This window comes from Mycoplasmopsis agassizii (genome assembly GCF_002276225.1).
GTDB lineage: Bacteria > Bacillota_I > Bacilli_A > Mycoplasmatales > Metamycoplasmataceae > Mycoplasmopsis_B > Mycoplasmopsis_B agassizii_A.
Window position 1 is genome coordinate 88,932 of the sequence record NZ_NQNY01000002.1, and the last position, 25,252, is coordinate 114,183.

The following is a 25,252-nucleotide window of genomic DNA, read 5'->3' on the forward strand; positions in this document are numbered from 1 at the left end:
AAGTAGATACTATGAATATTAAAGAAAAAATTTTAAAAGGAAGATTTATCGTTTCCGTTATTTATCTTTTAGTATTTTTAGTATTTTTTTTATTTTCTTTTTTGCTAAAAGATTCTAATGGAGTTGGAGCAATTATTACAAGGGTTATAATGATGGTTATAACTTTTTCAGTTGTTGCTTGAATGACTTATGAACTATTAAAAGCTTTTGATATTCATTATATCGTGGCAATTATTTTAGCATTAGCAACGCTTGCTTCATTGCTTGCTCATTTTGATAACTTTAGAACAATTTTTGACCAAAATCCACATGAAACTGAAAGTGTCACTGGTTCAGTAATAACGATGCAAATGGTAGTTAGTACATTAAAAGACATATTAAAAAATTGAAGAATTTATTTAATTTTTCTAATTGAAGTTACTGTCGTTTTTGCCTTTTATCTAGTACAGGTTAAAAGAAAAGTAATTTTAAGCAGACCAAACGTGATTGCTTCTAATATGTTATTGATAGCTGTTTCATTGTTTTTATTAATCATCTTTTTTAATGGTTTATTAAATATCTTTATCCTTTTCCCTGAATTTGCTCTATTAATAGTTTTTGTGCCAGTTATTACCGATACATCTGCTTTTTTAGGTGGAATTTTACTAGGCAGAAAATTTATAAGAAGAAAATTTGCTCCCTTTGTTAGCCCTAAAAAAACTTGAGAAGGAACTTTAATAGGTTTTCTAGCAGGTGCAATTCTTGTACAAATTATTTACTGATCTTTCAATATTCAAGGTAAGTTCTTTTTTTCAACAAGTCCAGATTCTGCTTCAGTTGCAGCTTTTGCGATTTATCTAACGATTATTCTGCCGATTTTTTCAATCGTGGGTGATTTATATTTTTCATATATAAAAAGGGTAAATTTACTTAAAGATTATTCTAAAATACTTGGAAATCACGGTGGTTTATTAGATCGTTTTGATAGTATTATTTTCGTAAATTTCTTTGCTTTATTAGCTATTTCATTCTATTAAAAAATAAGTTTTTATCAAAAATGTAAGAAATTTTAAATTGCTTTTCAAAAGGCAATTTTTTTATTTTTTCATTAGAAAAAAATTCATTTATTTAGATATTTACAGCATCTTTTGATTAAAATAAATCTATGAGTCAATTTGAGAAACTACTAAAAGAATTTAACCTAGAATTACCTGAAAAATTTCGCCAAGGAAGAATAACGCAACACAAATTTAATAAGCAAAGTTCTAGTTTTGATTTCACTGTAGAATTTGATGAAGTTCATGATTTTAATGAAACAGAACAACTTAAAAAACTAATTGAATCAAAATTACATAGTCATTTTAATTCAATTAGTTGTAATTTTAATTTCAATTTAAATAAATCATCACAAAGTAAATTCAACACTCATTTTAATAACGCACTAAAAGTTATTAAATCACCACAATTAAATGAAGCTTTAAGATTTTGTGCCTTAGAAATCGCTGATGATAGTAGCAAAATCAAGTTAACACTTAAAAACAAAAAGGAATTTAATCTTTGCTTAAGTCATAAAAATATTATTGAAGATCAACTTAAAAAACAAGGAATCAAAAACCCGGTTTTGGATATTGAATTTATAGAAGAAACATCACCTAATTTCAATTTAAATAAAAATGAAATTAGATACATTATTAGTCAGTATAAACCTAGCGAAACACAATCACAATATAATAGCTATAAAGGCTCATCTTCAAGAAGTTATAGTAAAAGAGAATATCAACCACTTACTCTAAAAGATTTTCAAGATTCTAATGAAGAACATGTTGAATTAATAGGTGATGTTTTCGAGATCACATCTAGAAAACTTGCTAATAGTAACGAACGCTATAGTATTTTAATAACTGATTACCAAGAAGCCGCTGAATTAATTTACTTTGCTAAAAATGATGAATCAAAAATCAAAGACATCAAAATTGGTGATTGTATTAAAGTTTATGGCACTGTTAAAGTTATTAATGAAAAATTAAAAAACGTAACTTTTAATCGTTTTGAAAAATGTGAACCATTATTTAAGGATCGCTTTGACGAAGCGGCTGAAAAACATATTGAATTAAATTTTCATACAAAAATGTCAACAATGGATGGCATTTTATCTCCTAAAGAAATAGTTAATCAGGCATTAAAATTTAACCACCCTGTAATAGGAATTGCTGACACAAATAGTGTGCAATCTTTCCCTGAGTTTTATCATTTAACTAAAAAAAACGAAAATCTAAAAGTTGTCTATGGAGCAAGCGTTTCAACCTATAAAGATGGTAATGGTGTCTTTATTCAATATGATAATCAAAAAGACAACATTAATCTAAAAGACCATACATATGTCACTTTTGACTTTGAAACTACAGGTTTAAGTCCAATTGAAGATGAAATAATTGAATTTGGAGCTGTCTTAATTAAAGACAATAAAATTGCAAAAAAAGAATCTTTTTTTGTTAAATCAAGCAAAAAAATTAGTTCAAAAATAACTAACATTACAGGTATTACTCAAGCTCAATCTGATAGAGGTGAGACTTTAGAAAATGCTTTAATTAAAATTAAGAACTTTTTTGCAGATCATGTGATTATTGCCCATAATGCACCTTTTGACTACAATTTTTTAATAGAAAAAGCAAACAAATTTAATATTAAATTTGACAATGTTTTTATAGATTCAGTTGCTACTTCTCATTTAGCAACTGAATTCAGTCGTGGTTTTACATTAGGTATGGTTGCCGCTAGAGCAGGAGTTATTTATAACGAAGAAGAAGCTCACCGTGCTGATTATGATGCAGAAGTTTTAGCAAAAATATGAATGCAACAAGTCTCTTCATTTAGTCGCCTTAATGTACTTACATTTTCTGAATTAAACCAATACACAAATAAAACTGTATTTGAACGCAAAAGACCTTATGACATTAGTATCTGAGTTAGAAATCAAAAAGGATTAAAAGAACTTTATAAAATTATTTCTAATTTAAATACAACTTACTTTTATAATGAAGCAAAATACCCCTTTGAAAAATTAAAAAAAACTGATAATCTTTTTTTCTCTTCAGGTGGTGTAGCAGGTCCAATGATCAATTCATTAATTTCAGAAAATGAAGTTAATGTTAAGAAGATGATTGATAAATTTGATTATATTGAAATTCCACCTTTTAGTGGAATGAGTCATTTTTTCAATAAATATGGAGCTAGCGAAATTAAAAGTTTGTTGAAAAAATTAGTAGATTGATCACTTGAAAAGAATAAAAAAATTATTGCATCATCACAACCTAGATATCTTAGTCCTGAATCAAAAATTGTTCATGAAATTTATATTGAAGCAACTGGTATCAAGAACAAAAGGCACAAATTATTCTTCAAAAGAAACAGTTATGACAGTTACCCTGATCAACATTATTTCACAACTAAGGAATTAATGAATGAGTACTCTTTTTTAGGCCCAGACTATCAAGAAATAGTTAAAAAAATGGTAATTGATAATCCAAGAGAACTAGCTTCTAAAATCGATAAATTACAAATAATTCCTGACAAATTATTTGCACCAATTTTTGATGATTCTGCCATAAAACTCGAGAAAATGGTATACGAAAATGCTTATAAACAATATGGAAATCCATTGCCAAAAATTGTTGAAAAAAGACTTGAAGATGAATTAAAACCTATTCTAAAATACGGTTTTGATGTTATCTATTGAATTAGTTCAAAACTTGTTAATAAATCTTTGGAAGACGGTTATTTAGTCGGATCTCGTGGCTCAGTTGGTTCTTCATTGGTAGCAACAATGGCTAAAATTACTGAAGTAAATCCCTTGCAACCACACTACTATTGCAAAAACTGTAAATACTCAGAATTTCCAGAAACATTCTTAACAAATAGTGGTTATGATTTAGATGATAAGAATTGTCCACGTTGTTCGTTTAAGTTAGACAAAGATGGACAAACCATTCCTTTTGCAACATTTTTAGGATTTGAGGCAGATAAAACACCTGATATTGATTTAAATTTTTCAGGTGAATACCAATCAATCATTCATGAAGAAGTTAGAAATATTTTTGGTGAAGATCATAGTTTTCGCGCTGGAACTATTTCTAAAGTTGCAAGTAAAACAGCTTATGGTTATGTTTTAAATCACTTTAAAGACAAGGAAAAAGTTTCAGATGCTTGAATCAGATTTTTAATGACAAAAGCAATTGATGTTAAAAGAACCACAGGACAACACCCTGGTGGAATCATCATTATTCCAAAGGAATACGATGTTGAAGATTTTACACCTATTAACTACCCTGCTGATGATGAAAGTGTTGGTTGAAAAACAACCCACTTTGACTTCAAAGCGATTCATGATAATCTATTAAAATTAGATCTACTAGGACACGATGATCCCACAGCCTTAAAAATGTTGTCAAGAATTACTGGTGTAAATTTATTTGAAATACCTAAAAAAGATGATAAAGTTATTTCTATTTTTTCTTCACCTTTAGCATTAGGTATTAAACCTGAAGACATTTTAAATGAACCTACTGGTGCACTAGGAATTCCTGAATTTGGTACACCATTTGTTAGAAAAATGCTAACTGCAGTTAATGTTAAATCATTTTCTGATTTAGTATCTGTTTCAGGTTTAAGCCATGGTGAAGATGTTTGATTAGGTAATGCAGAACAACTTATTAAAAGAGGTTCAAGTTTAAAAGATGTAACATCTTGTCGTGATGACATCATGATCAGATTAATTGAGCTAGGTGTAAATCAAAAACTTGCCTTTAATATTATGGAGCAGGTTCGTAAGGGCAAAGGTTTAACTGATGAGCAAAAAAAAGAAATCAGAAAACACGGTGCTACTCCTGGTTATATTGAAAATTTAGTCAAAATCAAATACTTATTCCCTAAAGCACATGCCACAGCTTATGTAATTATGGCGTGAAGAGTTGCTTACTTTAAAGTTTATTATCCACTTGAATACTATGCAACTTATTTTACAACTAGAGCAAACGATTTTGATATTAAGGTAATGATTTCTGGAAATCAGGCAATCAAAGAAAAAATTAATCAATTAGAAAACCAAGAAAAATTACTGGGAAAAGCATTAAGTACTAAAGATGATTCAATCTTGCAAACGCTTTATTTAGCACAAGAAGCTGCAGCAAGAGGTATTAAAATATCTACAATTGATTTAGAAAAAAGCGCAGCAAAAGAGTGATTATTCGACAAAGAAACAAATACATTGATACCGCCATTTGTAACTGTAAATAGTTTAGGTGAATCAATCGCTAATAAAATTGTTGAAGCCAGAAAACAAAAACCATTCATTTCATTTGAGGACTTTAAAAAACGTAGCGGGGCAACCCAAACTATTGCTGAAACCCTTCACGATATTAATGTTTTTAAGGATATTGATATCGAAAATCAAAATACTCTTTGATAATTTTCAATTAAAAAAATGTTTTATTTTAAACGTTTAAAATCTTAAAAGTACGGTAAAATCGTGTTTTTAGGATTTTTTTAAATAATAAAATAACATTTTTCTCAATTGAAATTGATAAATATTCTAATCAATCATATTAATAAGATATTAAAAATACATACACTAAAAAATATAATTTTCAAAAAAACTTGAAAAATTTTAAAATAATGGCTATTTTCTTAAATAAGTTATAATTTCAACGCAACTAGCAAAAGGTTGTAAGGGGAATTTAAATGACAAAAAAAGGGCTTTTATTATTGACTAGTTTTTTTGCTATTGCTGCAGTATCAAGTGCCGCAGTCGTGGCAGGTGTTGCTATTTCACAAAATAAATCTATAACTACTCCAACTCCTATAGTGGTTAGTGATACTGATTATCTTAAAGAAGCAACTGATGCGTTAAAATTGGCAAATTTTAATAAAGATAAACCAGCTTCTAGACAGTATGTACCAACTCAAGTTTTTGAAAAAAATACATTAAAAAATCTTGGTCTAGAAAAATATGCAGATATCTGAAACGAAAAATTTTTACTTTTCGAAGTTTTGAGTACTACTCAAAACACTTTAACTATAAGAGTTTCACTTAGAAATGCAGAAGATAAAAAAACATTACTTTATGACAATATTTTAATAACTGGTTTTGAAGACAAAAACGCTGAAAAAGAATCGAAATTTAAAATTGAAGAAATTATTTGATCATCAATAAAAACATTTAAAAATACACAAGAAGACCTTACAACAAGTCAATTATCAAGTCTGAATTTAACAGAGGATAATGATGTTTTGGAAAAATTACAGGAAATTAGCCCTGATTTTAAGAAACAGTATCAAAGCACAATTGCTAAAGGACTGATATTAACTAATGTTTTATTCTCGTCAGACCCTAAAGATAATAGCATTTTAAATGTAAGTGCTATTATAAGGTTGAATGAACTGTTTGCAGGGATAAAATTCAAAATAACAGGCCTTAAAAAGCAAGTAACTCCAACTGAAAAAGTAGCACTTGATTTACAAGCTTTTAAAGCAAGTTTAGAAGATCAAAAATTCGCTGTTGATAAATCTGACCTAACAGCAGCTGATTTTTACCTAGCAAATAAAGATTATTCCACTACAACTCAGAAAAAAGAACTATTAAAAATTTCAAAAGAATTTACAAGTAAATTTAATAGCCTAGAAGGTATTGGTAAAGGATCTATTTCTTTAGCTGTAACAACTAATAACGAGTTACAAGTGGCAATGAATTTAAAATTTGGAGATTACGCAGATAAAGTTATTTTCTATTTTACAAACTTTAAAGAAATGTTATCCGAACAAGAAACAGCTTGAAAAAATTACACTGATTTAGTTTCGACTTTATCAGTTACAACTCTTAATTCATTATCAATAAATGATTCTGCACTTGCTTTTTATAATAAACATTTAAGACCTCTAACTTCTTTTGAAAAACAATTACAAGCAGTAGCCGATCTTATTAAAGCAGATGTTAATCAATTTGCACTGCTTACTAGAAAATTAAGTGATTTAAATATTATTAGAACATTTTCAGTTGATGATACTGATTTTGATAAGCCAGGAAGATTAGTCATAAATTTTGAAGCATTTGTTGACAATAATTATCGTTCTTTTAAAATCTATGTAACTGAATTTCAACCTGAAAATGTCTTTAATCAACAGTTTAGATTACTTGCAGAATCAGTTGACAACAATTTATTTAACTCGTTAATTACTAATAAAACATCAGCAGTAATTGCTAGTGAATTTAATGCCTTAACAACAGTTAAAGAGAAAAAAGATTACATCCATTCTTTAACTAATATTATTCAAGCACATGAAAATACTTTTTATACTGATTATATTGAAAACGTTAAATTAGTACAAACAAATCAAAATGTATTAATTTCTTTTTTAGTAAAACATGGTAACTACGAAAAACAAGTTAGCTTCACAATTAATAGTTTAAACTTAACTTATTCATCTGAATTTTCAAATAACTGAACAAAATGAAATCAGGAAATTGATCAACATATTCAAGATTGAAATAAAAACACTTTATATATTGATGCTGAAAGTATTTTTAATATAAATGTTTATCCACAAAATTTTGGATTGTCAATTCAAAATTTAGCAGAGAAATTTAATATTGATAAAACTCATTGAAGAGAACTGCTTACTAGAAAATATGGTGGGGCAAATTATGCTTACAATATTGAGTATAAAAGACCTGCTACAACTAATTTAATCGGTGAAATTATTATTACAATAATTTCTATCGATGCAAATAATATTCAGAGAAAAAGAGTAATTGCTTTAACTAGTTTTATTTCAAAAGATGATGTTGTTGCTCAAAGAAATTACAGAGATAGAATTGAGTTATTAAAAAGCTTACCAACTAAATTAGAATTTAATAATAAGGTAGCAACAATTGATAATTTAAATGAAATAAATCGTACATCTGATTTAAATAAAAAATTAGAATTGTTAATTTCACGTTTATCTAATAAACAAAATATGGATTATTACACCTTCGGATTAAAGGTTAAAAAATTCAAATTAGAGCCAACTCAACCACTTGCTTTATCAAACAAAATGACTGAACTAAAACTAATAATTAACTTTGATTTTGGGTCGTTAGAAGTGCCTGATTATGTAATTATAATTACTGGAGTAAGTAAATAAAATACCAATTAAATCTAATTATTTGTGTATAAAGCACAAATAATTTTTTTTACTTTTTATCTCTACATAAATCCCAAAATTGGCTTTTCAAAAAACTTAAATATAAAGTTTAAAAATTACTGAAAATAATTATTGAAGTTAAATATTTATTTTATAAATTAAATTAAAATATTTATACCATCAATAATTTACTTATTTTTTAAATTAAATTTATAATATTTATGAGAAATTATTTAATTTTACAAATTATTATAAAAAATATTTTTTATTAAAAAAAATTAAAAATATTTTCCAAATTAGCTAAAAAATTTTATTGCTAAATAGGGAGGAGAGATATTAAAAAAATTCTTCTCCCTAGAAAATGCTTGCATTTTTTATAAGTCTCAATTTATTTAAAGTGAATTAAATTAGTAACTCAAACTAAGATATTAATTCAATCACAAGTTAATTTTTTAAATTATTTTTCCTTACTATGATTTATCCATTACTTTCTTCTTTATATACTTTAATTCTTTTCTGATCTTCCAACTTTATTACAATAATTAGATTTAAAAAATTAATAAATATAATTGATACTTAAAAATAAAAGCAAACAAAAAAATGAAAAATAAATTTTCCAAATACAAAATAATTAATTTGATATTAAGTAAAAAATTACTAAAATTTTTAATATTTACAATCCCTGTTTTCACTGTTGTATTCACTTATTCATGCGTTGAAATTAAAAAAGATACTTCAAAAGATGAAAATGAAATAACCAAAATAATTAAAATTTATGACGGCGATACATTTTATGATAATAAAAAAAGTTTTAGATTATTTGGTGTTGATACAGCCGAATTAAAAGTTGAAAATTCATATAAATATGATTTAGGTTTTTATTATGCAAAACAAGCAAAAGAATTTACTTCAAATTTGATTTTAAATAAAAATATTAAATATAAATTAATAAAACAAGATAAATATAAAAGATCAGTTGCTAAAGTTTTTACAAACAATAATTTAGATTTGGCTAAAAAATTAATTAGTGAAGGTTTAGCCATACTTGCATATTTTTCTACTAACAAAAAAGATTTTTATTATTACGATGATGAAAAATATTATAAAGAATTACTTCAAGAACAAAGTAATGCACAGATTAATAAAAAAGGATTTTGAAAAGAATCGAGTGACAAATTAAAAACAATCTTTCCAAAACATTACAAATAAAATGAATAAAAATAAAACTGACAATAGATTAAAAATTGCTGATCTTATTGTCTTTATAAAAGAAAAAATTAAGGAGAACATCAAAATAAATAATGAACTTGACTTTATATATTTATTTGAATTCATAAAAAATAAAATGAATGAAAATCAATTATTTGTTCTAAATTTTTATTTAGAAAAATACAATAGTAAAAAGTCAATTTCAAGTCAAATTAAAAAATCAGAACTAAATATTTTTAAAAAATCTTCAAAGCAAGTTCTTGATTTATTTGACACTTATTTCAATTGCTATGAATCTAGTAAATAACACTGTTGAACCTGCACAGGTTTATCAACACAAAATTGATTTCGTTGAACATTTTCAAATAACAAATCAAACTCTTCCAAAGGAAAAACTCCAAGTAGAAATAAAAAGGTATCTTTCAGATGATTCGTTTAGTATAAAAGCAAGGATGCTTGCTGATACAAGTAGAAACGTAGTTTTTACACTGCAAATTAATAATAAAACTATTGCAACTAGTCAAAATTATTATACAAATAATCCTCGTGGTGGATGGCTTGAAGCAGTATTTATTGCGCCTAAGATAAAAATGAAATTGTCTGCTATAAATAACATTACAATTATTGCTAATAATATTTCTAACGGGTCGATAACAGGTCCTTTGTTCATTTCCTCAATTAATATTGGTTTAAATGATTACAAACGAGATTACTTAATTGATTCTGAAAGTCTTAAAATTAGAATTCCTTACATCATCAAATTTACAAATGAAGCTCTAAAAGTTAGGTCAAGAATAAGTGCTCAATTAGATATTGAATATCTTGAAATAAAATTTAAAAAACCTGAATTTGAACGCTTTAAACCAATAGTTAATCTTTTAGACTATGAAATAAGATCGACTGCTAACGAAGATATTTTTAAGCAAGTGGATCTTAAAGTGGGAAAAATTAAACAAGATGATATCTCTGATGAAAATGAGATAAGGTCTATTTTTGTCAATGATTTTCAACCGTGAATCAATAAAGGTAGATTAGAAGTTGTTAGCCAAAGTTATTATGACTTTGAAAAACATAAAACTGTTAATCTTCTTGGTGCTAACTCACAAACAGGGTTATTAGTTCCATATAACTTCAAAGGTAATTTTATTCTAAATTTTGAGCTTCAAGTTAATGAAGCGTTTAAAAATTTAAAAATTGCTTTGAACCAAAAATTTGATAAAGCATTACTAAATGAAGATGACGGTGAAATCAAACTTAAAATTAAACATGGATTTTGAAACGAAAGTTTAAAAAGCCAAAAAGGAATAATTAAAAATAGTGAATTTAGTAAAATTATTGACAATAATTTTTCACTATTTTATTTTGAAACAACATATCAAAGGCGTGATTTAGATGATGAAGCTGAGTAAAACTAAAATAAAAAACTATGTTTTCAAAAATAAAATTGCTCTTGGAACATCTGCTTTAGTGGTTGCTTTTTCTGCTGCAGCAGTAGGAATTTACTTTGCAGTGCAAAATAATAAACCTGAACAAGTAACACCACCTATTAATAAACCAATAGAATTATTGCGAGAAGAGCAGATTTTCTCTGATTTTCATAGCGAGGATTTTTATAAATATGTAAAAATCAAAGATGGTGATTTTTATCTTGAAGATAATATCATTGCTAGTTTTATTAAAGATCAAATATCGAGAATGGCTATTAGTTATGGTTGATTTACTTATGAATATCAAATAGTAAGTCCTAAGGTTATTAATTTGAAACTAACATGAAGTGATGATGACAACAATAAAATAAGTAGAGTTTATAACTTTGAAGTGTCAAGGAGCAAATAAAAGAAATACATTATTTTTTGCTACTAAAATGTTTTATTTTCTATAATTAGATTAATAATTTATCAATACATTTAAATTGTAGGAAGGTTATAAAATCACTATGGATGTAAAAAAAGAGATTATTTCTCGCCTTGATAGAATGTCAAAAACAAAACCAACTGAAGATTCAAATATTTTTGAATTAGGAATTGATTCACTAGATTTAGTTCACTCAATTTCAAATTTGGAAGATGTTTTTGAAATTGAAATCACTGATACAGAATTAGTTCAACTGCAAAAAGTAAGTGATATTGTTGCTTTAGTTGAAAGAAAAATTGATGAAAAAAAATAAGCATTTTGCTTATTTTTTATTATAATAAATCTCAGCGTAGGAGTATAGTTCAACGGTAGAACATCGGGCTTCAACCCCGTGTGTTATGGGTTCAAATCCTGTTACTCCTGCCATTTTTTATTGCCTTTTTATAAATCGCTATTTAAAACGTGTTGTAATTTCTCGCTTGATTCTTTAGAAAAAGTATTGTTTGCTAAAGCAATTGCTTTATGTCCTGTATGTATGGCAACAACTGAAGGAATGTTTCCTACAAAAACTGATGAACCTGAAATGGTTTCAAATTCTTGAATAAATTCATCAATTTGGGGATTATTTGCATGCAAAATCACTGGTGTTGACTCTAACTCTTTGTCCTTGCTTTCTTCAGTTAATTCTTTCATCATGTTATTAATAACTTTGTCAAAAACTAGACCTTTAGCATGGCGCAGTAATTGTCCATCTTCAAATTTAATAACAGGTGTAATTTTTAATAACTTAGCAACTTTAGCGGCTGCAGGGCTCAAACGACCTCCTGCTACTAAACGATCGTTACTATAAGGAATTAGTAAAATCTTTTGCTCTTCTTTTCAAATTTCTAACTTTTTAAGTGAAGTTTCAAAATCTTGACCTTCTGCTAATGCTTTTTCAAAGTCTAATAAAGCAAGTGGTATTAGCATCGCCACTTTATTTGATTTAACTACATGAACATTTTTAAATTTCATGGCAGTTGCTGCTAAGTTTTGGTATTGGCTCGATAGATGCTTTGAAATTGGGAAAACGATTACCTTATCGTTTTCTTGAGATAATTTTTCAAATAATTCTTCAACTAATGCAGGTGGTGTTGCAGAAGTTTGGACTTTGCTTTTAGGATTAAAAAAGTCATAAATATTCTTACTTGTTACATCAATTCCATCTTGATAAAACTTATCGTCAATTGTAATACCTAAAGGTAGGTAATGTCAGTTTAATTTTTCAGCTTCTGCTTTTGATAAGCCGCTTGCTGAATCTATAATGATTGCTATTTTCATATTTTATATTATAATTAAAAACATGTCTATATACATTAAAAATCAGGCATTTAAAAATAGCCTTTTAATTAGCATTGATTCAGCCCAAAAAGTATCAAAAACATTAGATTTTGATACCTTTTCGCTACTTTTTGCTCAAAACAATCTAGTTGGTGTAAACTTCTTTGAAGTGCCTAGCGATGTGTTAAAAAAATTTAATTTTTCTTACGGCTCACTAACTGCTGAGTTAAGAGAAACATTAAATTCACTTATAAGTGAAAAAATTAAAGATCATCCTGAATACTTAATACCACAAAAAAATAACTATTTAAGCGCACAAATTATTGATATCAAAAAGCATGAAAACAGTAATAATTTAGACTTTGTAACCTTGAAAGCTGATCAAGAATATGAAGTTGTAACTAACCTAAAAGGGCTTAAAATAGGTGATAATGTAACAGTTGCAACCCTTGGAACTTTACTAGCAAATGGCAAAGTTGTTGGCTATGAAAAAATTGCAAATCACTTTTCTAAAGTGATGTTAGTTTCAGAAAAAACTATGAAAATTTCAGAAGAATTAAAACCATATTCATCAAATTTAGAAATCGGAAAGGAAATCTTATTCACATGAAAGATTTAAAATCATTAATCGTAGATTTAGAAAAAAGAGGTGTAATTAAAAACATTTCGAAAAAAGATAAAATCAATTTAATTACTAAAGAGCAAGGAGCATACATTGGTTTTGACCCCACTGCTACTTCATTACATCTAGGAAATTACACGCAAATTGTTAACTTAATCAGAATTAAAAATGCCGGTTTTAAAGCAGTTGCCTTATTAGGGGGGGCTACAGGAATGATCGGAGATCCTTCTTTTAAAAACTCTGAACGTAACTTATTAGATATGGAAACATTAAAACTGAATAAGTCAAAAATTAGAGAGCAACTTGCATCTTTTGGTCTAGAAGTAATGGATAATTATGATTTTTATCAAGATATGAATGTTTTGGATTTTCTTAGAATCGTAGGTAAACATTTTAACATTGCGACTCTTTTAGCAAAAGAGTCGATTTCAAGCAGAATTGAAAAAGGACTTTCATATACAGAATTTTCTTACTCATTATTGCAAGCTTATGATTTTCTTGTGCTAGCACAAAATCATGGAATTATGATTCAACTAGGAGGTAGTGATCAATGAGGAAATATTACTGCAGGATTAGAATTAATTAATTCAGTTCATGGCAATAAATACCCTTATTTAGGAATTACAACTAACTTAATTGTTGATGAACATGGTAATAAATTTAGTAAAAGTACTGGTGGAGGAGCCTTATGATTAGACAAAGAATTAACTAGTCCTTACACCATTTACCAATACTTATTTAATCAAGGTGAATCAATTATTGAAAACTTATTAAAACAGCTTTGTTTAGAGGATTTAAGCGAGATTGAAAAGGTGCTTGAAGAGCACCAAAAAGCCCCAAAAATGAGGCTTGCACAAACTTTTTTAGCTAATTCTGTGACTAAAAATTTACATGGTGAAGAAGCAGTAAAACAGGCTATTAAAATTAGTGAAGCACTTTTTAATGGTTCAGAAAATGACCTAACTTTGGATGATTTAAAACAACTTTTAACTAGTTTACCAGTGATTAAATATGAACAAGATTTAGCTGAGATGTTGATCAAAGGTGAGGTTGTAAAATCAAAAAGAGAGTTAAAAGAGTTTTTAGATTCTAATGCCCTAAAAGTTAACGGAGAAGTCATTAAAACTGTTGATCAAAAACTTAATTTAGACCTTTATGAAGGAAAATATTTACTAATAAAACGTGGTAAACGCCACCATTTTATAGCCAAAATTGGTAGTTAAAATTTTAAAAATCAAGCAAAAAATTATGTTTGTAAAAAACATAATTATTTTTTTTAATTTCAGGAAAAAAATAATATTTCTATAAAATTTTATTATCAAATCCATCTTTTTGGATTTGAGTAAAATATAAAGAGGTCAAAATGAAGAAAAAAATAATTATTTCAATGTTATTTGGAGGAGCAGTTTTAGCTTCAACTGCAGCATTAATTGCGTGTTCACCCCAAAAAGACACGAAGGAAGATGATAAAAAAACAGTTAAAACTTTAATTGATTCACTAGTTAAGTCAGTAAATGCAGACTCTGCAGATGCTGTAAAAGTAGTTCCTAGTTCATTAACATCAGTTGATCAAGCAATGGTTACTAAGTGATTAGGAGGCAGTTTAAATGCTCTTGCAACTAACGGGACAATTGCTTTAAATAAAGCAACACTTAATTTTGCAATTGTTAAAGATAGTGCAAATGACACTGCTAAAACTATTAAACTTTCTGTGACAGCAGTTTTAAATAGTCAAACATCAGAAGCAAAAGAAATTACTTTTACCTTTGGAGAAAAAATGCAATCAATTTCATTATATGAATCAGTACCTAGAGAAATCAAAAGTTCTTATACAGCAGAAACTGCTTATACAAAGATTAAGGAATTAATTGTATCAACAGCAGCAGAAGGAATGAGCGCAACAGTTTTTGGTGAAGTTGATCATAAGAAAAATTCTGATGATGCTAATTTAACTGGAGATAATGCTTTAACAACTTTTAATAAAGTAATTGTTTTTGGTAATGGAAAACAAGGTACAGTTTTAATGACATCTAGCCCAGGCATGGGGCTTGAATTGCCACTAAGAGTACAAGTTTATACTAAAGGTGATAAAACTTACGTGCAAACAAATGCTCTAAAAGATGTGTTAATGTTACATGGACAAATGAATGCAACTGCTGCACAAAACTTCGAAAATGCCGTAAAAACTAAGCTTTTAGATGTTGTTGCAAATGCAGCACCTTCAAGAACTTTAAGCACAACTATGGTTAAAGTTAATGAAATGAATGGCTATTCAAAAACTTTTTCAGTTACTGGAACTGCTAGTTTAGAAACTGCTACAACGCTAGCTAATACTATTGTTGATAACCTAACTAAAAAAATTACAGCAGGTGGTAACAAAGTCTTTTTCACAGTTGATCATGTTGCTAACGATCCTGATAAACGCTTAAAAGGTGTTAATAAAGTTTTAGTTTTTGGTAACGGGGCAAAAGGTACAACCTTAATGCTTCCTACTGTTGAACTAGGGCTTGATTTACCTTTAAAAGTTCATGTTTATGTTACAGATGACTTTAAAGTTGTTGTTGCAACAAATGCAACAGTTAGAAACTTAACTAAATATGCAACAGGTCAAAGCACAGATGTAACAACTGCAAGACAAACTAAAGCAACCAATTTTACAAATACTGTTAAAACATTAGTAGATAATGCTGATAAAGCACCTGCAGCAACAACCACTCCTTAAAAATTAAACTGAATAATTTAGACCACACTTTTTAATAAAGTGTGGTTTTTATAATTAGATTAAATTAAAGAAAGTTCGCTTCTTTAATTTATAATTAAAATAATCTAGTAGAAAACTAGGCAAATTATATTAAATTAAATATTTTACTAATCGGAGGACATATGATTAAATCATTAGATGATTTAAGTATTAAAACATTAAAAATGAACGGTGTTGCTGCAGTTAATAAAGCTAACAGTGGTCACCCTGGAATTGTTTTAGGCGCAGCAACTATGATGCACACACTTTATACAAGACATTTAAATTTTGATCCAATTAATCCTAATTGGATCAATCGAGATCGCTTTATTTTATCAGCAGGGCATGGTTCAGCACTTTTATATTCACAACTAAGACTAATAGGAATTTTAAAAGAAAAAGACTTAAGAAATTTTCGCCAGTTTAATTCTTTAACACCAGGACACCCTGAATTTGGGCATACAATTGGAGTTGAAGCAACGACAGGTCCACTTGGTCAAGGGCTTGCAATGGCAGTGGGAATGGCAATTGCTCAAGCACATTTACAATCTAAATTTGCAGAAGTAAACCACTACGTTTATACAATTGTTGGTGATGGAGATTTACAAGAAGGTATTAGCTATGAAGCGATGGCGATTGCAGGACATTTAAAATTAAACCATTTAGTGATAATGCATGATAATAATGATGTGCAACTAGACACAATGGTTAATAAAACTAATACTGAAGAGTTACAAAAAAGGGTTGAAGCTGCAGGATTTTATTTTCAATTAGTAAATGAAAATACAGTTGAAGCAATCGATAATGCCTTAAAAAATGCTAAAACACAAACTGACAAACCTAGTTTTATTTCAGTTAAAACAATTATTGGTGAAGGCAGTTCAAAACAAGGAACAACTTCAGTACATGGTTCACCACTTGGTAATGACATTGACCAACTAGCAAAAAATCTAAAATGAAATGATGATTATTTTGCAGTTCCTGAATTAGTTGAAAGATTTTACTCAGAATGACGTAAAAAGCAAAATCAAAACTTTAAAGAATGAAAAGCATCTTCAAAACTGCAAGCTTATTTAAAAACTGAAATTGAATTTAATGTTGATGAAACAATAAAACAAGATCAAGCTTCAAGAAATTCAGTAGGGCAAATCTTAAATCATTTAGCTAAATTAAATAAACAAATGATTGGTGGTTCTGCTGATTTATCAGTTTCTACTAAAGTAGCAGGACTTGATGGAGATTTTTCTGAATCAAATTATCAAGGTCGCAACATTCTTTTTGGAGTTAGAGAAATGGCAATGGCTGCAATTGCAAATGGAATTGCACTGCATTCAAACTTCAGACCTTTTGTTTCAACCTTCTTAGTATTTAGTGACTATTTAAAAGGTGCAATGCGCTTAAGTTCACTAATGAAATTACCTGTTTTATACATTTTTAGTCATGATTCAATTTTTGTTGGAGAAGATGGACCAACTCATCAACCAATTGAGCAACTTGCATCAATTCGCTCAATTCCAGGGATGGTTTTATTTAGACCTGCTGATGAAAAAGAAGCATGAGGATCATTTAAATATTATCTAGAAAATAAAGCACCTGTCACAATTGTGACAACTAGACAAAATCTAAAAACATTAGAAAACACTTCAATTGATAGAGTTTCTAATGGTGCATACTTATTAAGAAAAGGTCAAAAGTGAACTTTAATTGCTTCAGGTTCTGAAGTTGAAAGTGCTTTAAAAATCGCTGAAGAATTTGATTTTAGTTGTTATTCAGTTCCTTCAATGGACTTAGTAACTAAAAAACCTTCATGAATTGAAGAGTTTGCAATTTCTGTTGAAGCAGGAGTAACTTTTGGTTGAGATCGCCTTGCAAGATATAACATCGGAATTAATACTTTTGGTTTATCAGCGCCAGGAGAATCAGTTTATGAACATTTTGGTTTAGATCATAAAAATCTACGAACCAAAGTGATGCATATTATGCAAAAAAATAACAAGTAGAAGAATAACTCCTATCGAGTTATTTTTTTGTAAATTCTTAGGTTTTAAGCTCAGAAAACTTTTTAAATTCACCAACATAAGATATCTAATTAATATAATATGGTTCCAAAAAAACTTAGATAAAAATAACGCTTTTTTTGACATTGTTATAAAATATAGCCGTGAAACTGAAGTAATTTTAAATGTTAATTATTAATAATAATTTAATTATTTCTCTCACACTATGTAGGAGATCAACAAAAGTGCACAATTTTTTATGCACGTTTTTATGGTATGAAGAAAAAACAATTAATTCCAATAATTGCTGCAACTTCAGTAATCGCAGTTTCTGTTAGTGTTACTGCAGCAGTTTTAGTATCGCAACAAAACAATAATCAAAAAACGTACTTAGAAAACCTTGATGAAAAAGCTAATAATGTTAAGGGCACAGTTTCATTAACTAATGGTGTAGCACTTACACTAGGAATTTTAAATTCCCAACAAATTGTTGATAAGGTTGCTAATCAGTTAGCAACAACTTTATTCAAAAAATCTTTTGCAGAAATTGATTATTCAGAAATTATTGCAAAATGAAGAAATTTTGTTCCTAGTTCACTTTTAAGTTTGTTAAAAGTTGTATCAAAACAATTTAAAATAGTTTTAGACGAATATAAACAACTTAGTTTTGAAGTTAAAATGGTCAAAAAAAACGAAACATACCCGATGGTTGTATCAATGACTATTATTAATGGTGAGATCAAAAAAGATGTAACTGTTAATTTCATCAATGAAGTTGATGAAAAGAATTCAACAATTAATCATGATATAGATGGATCAAAAAGTCAAGATTCTAAGCATCAAATAAATTCAAATGGGCTAAACGATCGCCGTATTATTGAAGAAATTACTAATAAAATTAATGCAAAAAAATTTGTATCAAAAGATAGAATGGTTAAATCCAGTACTGTTTATGCTCAATATTTATTGAGCAATTCAGAAACTGAAGCCCAAAAATTACAATTTGTGAAAAAATATGTAAATTTACCCGTTGAATTAACTGAAGAAATGATTGTTTCTTTAGTTATGAATCAACCTAGCGAATACTCAGATAATTTAACTGCTGAAATTGTTTTTGCAAAAGGAAAACAACTTGGTGTTGCTTCTTTTAGTATCACAGGATTTGTTAATATTACAAGGGAATTTGATGAATATTGAAAGACATATAGTGAAACTTTTAAAAATAATCCTATTACAGTTAAAACAAATTCGACTGCAAAAGATTTTTTTGAGAACATAAAAGATCTTCAATATGCGAATCAATTATATGAATTGGCTAAAATTGCCAATAATGATGAAGATAATTTAAAAAAATCTTTTAGTACTTTGGTTAGACCGTTGCCACTTAAATTTGGAGTTATTGCAACTAACACATTTTCAGTAGTTGAAGGTGAAGACTTAGATAAACCAGGGCACATAGTTTTAACATCTAAAGCAAGTTTTAACGGGATTGAAAAAACAGCAGTAATTTTGATAAAAGGATTTTTATCGTATTATGAAAGTTTAGATGCAATACATAATGACCCAAATCGAGAATTAACTGAAAACGAAAAAGCACAATTAGATGCTAATGTTTTTTTGTCATTATTAAATGCTTCAATTTTTAATCTTAAAAATGAAATAGGTATTGTTGCTGTAATTAATCAACTTAATTTTATAAAATCTTCCAATTTAAGTGAACCCATAAAACTTGTACTTTATAAAGATTATTTAGCATCAGTGATTATCAATGAAGAAATATCTAAACTTTTAGCAAAATCAACTTTTAAAAAGTTTAGTTTTATTTTTGATCAAAATGCCATCTTCATTGAGGATATTTTAACAATTAGCGCTGAGCTTAGTTTTGGTTCAGATAACAATGTGCAAGTTACATTTGAAAAACTTCCTATAATTGGAACTAAAAAAATCGAAGATTTTGCAGATGAGAAAAAACCAATAATATTAAACTTTAAAAATGTTGAAATTGATAATTTTCTTGAAGTTGAAAAAAAAATTAGTTATGTTTACCCTGCAAACATTAGAAATTATCGTTCATTTTTATATCAATTAAATCAAACTGAAATGGGTGCATTTTTATATACATATGAATGATTTGACATTAAAATAACACCATTAATGGATCATCAAGAAGATAAGGTATCTGTTCATTTGAAAGTTTATGAACCTGTTAAAAATATTGATGGATCAATTTCTAAAAAAGAAAAAGATGTTTACTTTGTTTTAAAATTCACAAACAAACTTAAGTATAAAAACGTATCATTAAGCGAATTTCTTAAGGCTGTAGATGTCAAGGAAAGATTTCTTTTAATGGTTGAAAAAGGATGATTAAAATCAAAAACATCTGGTTTATACATGACATTTATGGCATGAGTATATTCAGGAATTGAAAAAGTTGAAGCTGAAATTCTTAAAAAAGATGTTCATGATTGAATTTGAACATTAGAAGATCCTACTTCAATTAAATTATTAGGTAAAGATGCTGCATACAATTTAACTCAATCAAAAAACGTTATAAAAATCATTTTATTCCCTTCTAAAATGCCTAAGTATTATGATTAAACAGGTATGGGAATTGACATTGTAATGTTTGATAAACAAGGAAGACAAATTCTTTATTCAGTTCCTGGTTTTGGAAGAGATATACAAAGAGTATAGTTTTTAAAACATTTAAAATTAGTTTAATTGGATAAAATGAGATACATGTATATAGTTTGCGACATTTTTACTAGCAAATTTTGTAGTTCAAAGCTAGCAAAAAACCTGCCAATTTTATGTTTCTTACCTTGTTTAGATAGAGCAAAAAAATATTTTTTTCGAAAATAAAAAAAACAATTAAAAAATACGCTTTTTTTGACATTACTATATAATATAGCCGTGAAATTCAAGCAACTTGAAATGTGAAATTCCGTAATTTCACTCACAAAAATGTAGGAGATAAAACAAGGTGCATATTTATGCACGTTTTAAAATATGAAGAAAATAAAAATAATTTCAACAATTGCAGCAGTATCAGCAGTAGCGGTTGCTAGTGGTGTTGCCGCAGCAGTTTTAATATCGCAAAAAAGCACTAATTCAAAAACAGGATTGCAAAATCTTTATCAAAAGGTTAGCAACATGAAAGGTGTAGTTTCATTAAACAGCGATGAAGCATCTGAGATGGGTGTTTTAACTAACCAAGAAATTGTAGATAAAGCTAGTGAAAAACTATCAACAACTTCATTCAAAAAAGCATTTGCTGAAATCAACTATCAAGAAATTATTGATGCTTCTCAAGGATTTGAAGGAATTACTCGTTTGAATTTGTTAAAGCATGCTTCAACTGAGTTTAAAAACACAGTTGAAGACTTTACAAATCTTAATTTTGATGTAAAATCAATGTCAAAAGATGACACACACCCTTTAATTGTAGTGATTACAATTAGTTTGGCTGATATTACTAAGGATGTAACAGTTAATTTTTCTGATGAAATTAGTTCTGAAACTACAAATGTAGAAGGTACTACTCCTGTTACACCAGATCCTGATGTACCAATTACTAGTGATCCAAATCAACCTGAAAAACCTGTTGATAATCAACCTATAGTTTCAAAAGAATTAACTGATAGACAAGTAGTTGAAAAAATTACAAACGCAATTAATGGTAGACAACTTGTTTCTCTAGATGAAACTGCTAGAGCAGGATCTGTTTATGCAGGTTACTTATTAAGTAATTCACAAACCGAAGGAGAAAAACTTAAATATGTCAGAAAATTCATTAATTTACCAATTGAATTAACTGAAGACATGGTTGTTTCATTAGTGATTAGTCAACCAAGTCAATATTCAGATGATTTAACTGTCGAAATTGTTTTCATGAAAGGAAAACAACTAGGAGTTGCTGCTTTTAGTATGACAGGCTTTGCAAGTATTGTTAATGAATTTGAAGAATATTGAAAAGAATATAGCGAAACTTTCAGAACTAACCCAATTACAGTTACAACAAATTCAACTGCTAATGAATTTTTTGAAAAAATTAAAGATATGCAATACGCAAATCAATTATATGAAATTGCTAAAATTGCCAAAGATGATGATGATAACTTAAAAAATGCTTTCAGTGTTTTAGTTACACCAGTTCCTCTTAAATTTGGGGCAACTTCAACCAATACTTTTTCATTAGTTGATGGTAAAGATTCTTCAAGTGCAGGTAATTTAATTTTAACATCTAAAACAGTCTTTAACGGGATTGAAAAAACTGCAGTAATTTTAATTAGAGGATTTTTATCAGAAGATCAAAGTCTAGATATTGTCACAGGTGATCCATCTAAACCATTATCACCAAGCCAACAAGCACAAAAAGATGCTAATGACTTATTGTCATTACTAAAAACATCAACATTTACTTTAAAAAATGATGTAGGAATTGTTGCAGCAATTAATCGCTTACGCTTTATTAATGCTTCAACATTAGATGAAACTCAAAGACTAGAAGCATATAGAGACTATCTTGCTGAAGTTACAGTAAATGAAGAAATGGCTGCTTTATTAAAAAAATCAACTTTTAAAAAGTTTGAATTTAACTATGATCAAAGTGCTAGAACATTAGCAAACATTTTAACAATTACTGTTGATTTAAGTTTTGGTCCTGAAAATGATTGGCAAGTTAAATTTGAGAAAATGCCAATTCTTGGTTCTAAAAAACTAGAAGATTTTGGAGATCAATATAACCCAATTACTATTGATTTTAAAAATATTGAAATTGATAATTTTATTGAAGTTGAAAGACATTTAAACTTTATTACAACTGATATTAAAAACAATCGTTCAATCATGCAACAACTTGCACAAACTGAATTGGGTGCTTTCTTATTATCACATCAATGAGCAGATATTAAGTTCACACCTTTTAGTGATGGTAAAGATGATAAACTATCAGTTCACATTAAAACAACTAAACCAACTAAAAATGCTGATGGATCAATAACTTCAGAAGTGCATGATGTTTACATTATTTTAAAATTCACAAACAGATTAAAATATAAAAACGTTTCTTTAAATTCATTCTTAGAAGCTGTTAATACTAAAGAAATGTTCTTAGCAATCACTAAAAATGGTTGAGTAAAATCAAAAATTTCTGGTTTATGAGTTACTTCATGACATGAACATATCATGGGATGAAAACCTGCTGAAGCAGATATTCCTCTTGATGATGTTAACAATTGATTATGATTGCTAGAAACACCTGCTTCAATTAGAATGGTTGGGAAAGATGCAACTTGAAACTTTGTCCATTCAAAAAATGTTACAAGAATGTACTTATACGCAGCTAAAGCACCAAGATTCTACTGAAAAACAGGATTTGGAGTTGATATTGTCATGTTTGATAATAAAGGAAACAAAGTTCCTTACTCAGTTAAAGGTTTTGGTCGAGAAGTTATGAAATTACATGATTTCTCATTTATGGATAGCACTGGTCAAGGTTACAACTGACACGAAATGTACATTAATGGAACTCTTTACTATTAATCTATTTTGAAAATATTCTCTTTTATGAGAATATTTTTTATTGCTTTAGTTTTATTTTTTCAAATAAAACAAGTAAAAATTATTAAGATATTCGACTAATATTGACTTTCAAGATATATAATTTAAACTAAAACAATACATAGGAAAGATTGAAAATATGAAACCAAATATTTTGAAACTAATTGAAGAAGAAATTAAAAACGATAACGTTAGAATGTTAAAACTAGATGATGTTGCTACTATTAAAGTAGGTAAAAGTTTAACTAGAAATCATATGAATAATGAATATCAATTTCCTGTAATGAGTGGTGGTTTTAAACCAACAGGCTACTATGATAAGTGAAATTATGAAAATATAATTGTAATAGCAAAAGATGGACAGGCAGGTTTTGTAACTTGAATGAATCAAAAATTTTGAGCAGCGAATGGATGTTTTGTAGTTGAAACTAAAAATGACCAGGTTTTAACTAAATATTTGTTTTATATTTTAAAACTAAAAGAGCCTGAATTAATGGCTAAAAAACAAGGTTCAATTATTCAACACTTATATAAGAAACCTTTAGGTGATACAATTATCCCGCTTCCTTCTTTTAGTCTTCAAACTAAAATAGTTGAAATACTTGATGAGTTCACGAGTCTGGAAGCGGAGCTGGAAGCTAGAAATAAACAATATAACTACTATCTAAATCATCTATTAAATTTTGAAGGTAAAAAAGGAAGGGATGTAGATTTTATAACAATAGAAAAGTTATGTAATATTAGAAAAGGTTATACTCCTTCCAAAAAGGAAAAGAGTTTTTGATCTAATGGATCGTTTCCTTGATTTAGAATGGAAGATTTAAGACTATCTAGTTCTAGAATTATAAATGATTCAATTCAACATATAACTTTGGATGCAATTAGAGGAAATAATTATTTCAAAGCTAATTCAATTATTATTGCTACAACTGCAACAATAGGAGAGCATGCTTTGATTACAACAGATTATTTAGCAAATGACCAATTCAAAAATCTTGAAATAAAAGATGAATTTAAGGAATTAATAACACCTAAATTTCTATTTTATTACTCATTTCTTTTATCAGAATTTTGTAAACAAAATATAAATAATTCTGCTTTTCCATCGGTGCAAATGGATGAATTTAAGCAATTTAAAATTGCAATTCCACCTCTAGAAGAACAAAACAGGATTGTCAATATCCTAGATGAATTCTCTAGGCTGGAAGCGGAGCTGGAAGCGGAGCTGGAAGCTAGAAATAAACAATATAACTACTATCTACATCATCTATTAAATTTTGAAGGTGAAAAAGCAGATAATGTTGAATTTTTAAAACTTGGTGAGATTACTGAAATTAAGGCAGGAAAACATTTAACCTTGTCACAAATGAGTGACAATTTCAAATACCCTGTAATGGGTGGTGGATCAAAAATAACTGGTTATTATAATGATTATAATTCAGAAAACTCAATTGCAATCGCAAGAGTTGGTCAAGTTGGTTCAATAAATTGAATGGGGTTCAAATTTTGGGCAATTAGCACATGTTTTAGAGTTAAATCAGTGCAAGAAAACATAAATATAAAATATTTATATTATTTTCTCAAAACGAAAGAATATGAAATTGTTAATCAAAGACAGCAATCAGCAATTCCAAATATTAATAAAGGAAATTTAGAAGAAATAATAGTTCCAGTTCCGCCTCTAGAAGAGCAAAATCGTATCGTCAATATTCTTGATAAATTCAGCAAATTAACTTCAGATATTAATGAAGGTTTACCTGCAGAAATTAAAATGAGAAGACAGCAATATGA

The 25,252-nt window shown here is 27.9% G+C and carries 16 protein-coding genes and 1 tRNA gene; 16 read left to right on the forward strand and 1 reads right to left on the reverse strand.

Features of this window, described 5'->3' with window-relative positions:
- Positions 1–11 precede the first annotated feature (11 nt).
- The 9 genes from CJJ23_RS01010 to CJJ23_RS01050 all read left to right on the forward strand — a co-directional run bounded on the left by CJJ23_RS01010 (position 12) and on the right by CJJ23_RS01050 (position 11,646).
- On the forward strand, positions 12–1,016 hold the full coding sequence (locus tag CJJ23_RS01010) for a phosphatidate cytidylyltransferase (RefSeq protein WP_095334532.1): 1,005 nt from the start codon (positions 12–14) through the stop codon (positions 1,014–1,016).
- Between the two features lie 128 nt (positions 1,017–1,144).
- Entirely contained in the window at positions 1,145–5,443 is a 4,299-nt protein-coding gene (locus tag CJJ23_RS01015) for a PolC-type DNA polymerase III (RefSeq protein ID WP_095334533.1), read from the forward strand.
- Between the two features lie 272 nt (positions 5,444–5,715).
- Positions 5,716–8,157 (forward strand): hypothetical protein, encoded by a 2,442-nt coding sequence (locus CJJ23_RS01020; RefSeq protein WP_095334534.1) that lies wholly within the window; start codon positions 5,716–5,718, stop codon positions 8,155–8,157.
- 600 nt (positions 8,158–8,757) lie between these two features.
- Positions 8,758–9,366 carry a thermonuclease family protein gene (locus tag CJJ23_RS01025; RefSeq protein ID WP_095334535.1) on the forward strand — a complete coding sequence of 203 codons (609 nt, stop codon included), beginning with the start codon at positions 8,758–8,760 and terminating at the stop codon, positions 9,364–9,366.
- A 1-nt stretch (position 9,367) separates the two neighbouring features.
- The gene (locus tag CJJ23_RS01030; RefSeq protein WP_095334536.1) at positions 9,368–9,673 is read left to right on the forward strand and encodes a hypothetical protein; all 306 of its coding nucleotides are present in this window, start codon (positions 9,368–9,370) and stop codon (positions 9,671–9,673) included.
- Positions 9,657–10,775: an MHO_1580 family protein gene (locus CJJ23_RS01035; RefSeq protein WP_095334537.1), complete on the forward strand. Its 1,119-nt coding sequence runs from the start codon at positions 9,657–9,659 to the stop codon at positions 10,773–10,775. Before CJJ23_RS01030 ends, CJJ23_RS01035 begins: the two co-directional genes overlap by 17 nt.
- Positions 10,762–11,202 (forward strand): MHO_1590 family protein, encoded by a 441-nt coding sequence (locus tag CJJ23_RS01040; RefSeq protein ID WP_095334538.1) that lies wholly within the window; start codon positions 10,762–10,764, stop codon positions 11,200–11,202. Before CJJ23_RS01035 ends, CJJ23_RS01040 begins: the two co-directional genes overlap by 14 nt.
- Before the next feature lie 100 nt (positions 11,203–11,302).
- Positions 11,303–11,533 (forward strand): acyl carrier protein, encoded by a 231-nt coding sequence (locus CJJ23_RS01045; protein WP_084231901.1) that lies wholly within the window; start codon positions 11,303–11,305, stop codon positions 11,531–11,533.
- A gap of 38 nt (positions 11,534–11,571) precedes the next feature.
- Positions 11,572–11,646, forward strand: a tRNA-Trp gene (locus CJJ23_RS01050).
- A 15-nt stretch (positions 11,647–11,661) separates the two neighbouring features.
- On the opposite strand, the gene CJJ23_RS01055 is transcribed toward CJJ23_RS01050, so the two are convergent.
- A complete protein-coding gene (locus tag CJJ23_RS01055) occupies positions 11,662–12,540 on the reverse strand; it encodes a DegV family protein (protein WP_095334539.1) in 879 nt (292 codons plus the stop codon).
- A gap of 22 nt (positions 12,541–12,562) precedes the next feature.
- Between CJJ23_RS01055 and CJJ23_RS01060 the strand changes: the two genes are divergently transcribed.
- From CJJ23_RS01060 to CJJ23_RS01090, 7 genes are all read left to right on the forward strand, one after another.
- Entirely contained in the window at positions 12,563–13,159 is a 597-nt protein-coding gene (locus CJJ23_RS01060; protein WP_180737996.1) for a hypothetical protein, read from the forward strand.
- The gene (gene tyrS / locus CJJ23_RS01065) at positions 13,147–14,385 is read left to right on the forward strand and encodes a tyrosine--tRNA ligase (RefSeq protein ID WP_095334541.1); all 1,239 of its coding nucleotides are present in this window, start codon (positions 13,147–13,149) and stop codon (positions 14,383–14,385) included. The genes CJJ23_RS01060 and tyrS overlap by 13 nt, the downstream gene beginning before the upstream one ends.
- A gap of 140 nt (positions 14,386–14,525) precedes the next feature.
- Positions 14,526–15,884 carry a DUF302 domain-containing protein gene (locus CJJ23_RS01070; protein ID WP_095334542.1) on the forward strand — a complete coding sequence of 453 codons (1,359 nt, stop codon included), beginning with the start codon at positions 14,526–14,528 and terminating at the stop codon, positions 15,882–15,884.
- 161 nt (positions 15,885–16,045) lie between these two features.
- Positions 16,046–17,902: a transketolase gene (locus tag CJJ23_RS01075; protein WP_095334543.1), complete on the forward strand. Its 1,857-nt coding sequence runs from the start codon at positions 16,046–16,048 to the stop codon at positions 17,900–17,902.
- Between the two features lie 273 nt (positions 17,903–18,175).
- Positions 18,176–20,497 carry a hypothetical protein gene (locus tag CJJ23_RS01080; protein WP_095334544.1) on the forward strand — a complete coding sequence of 774 codons (2,322 nt, stop codon included), beginning with the start codon at positions 18,176–18,178 and terminating at the stop codon, positions 20,495–20,497.
- A 411-nt stretch (positions 20,498–20,908) separates the two neighbouring features.
- A complete protein-coding gene (locus tag CJJ23_RS01085) occupies positions 20,909–23,443 on the forward strand; it encodes a hypothetical protein (RefSeq protein ID WP_095334545.1) in 2,535 nt (844 codons plus the stop codon).
- 157 nt (positions 23,444–23,600) lie between these two features.
- Positions 23,601–25,252, forward strand: a 1,652-nt coding sequence (locus CJJ23_RS01090; protein ID WP_095334546.1) for a restriction endonuclease subunit S, incomplete at its 3' end; no start/stop codon positions are given.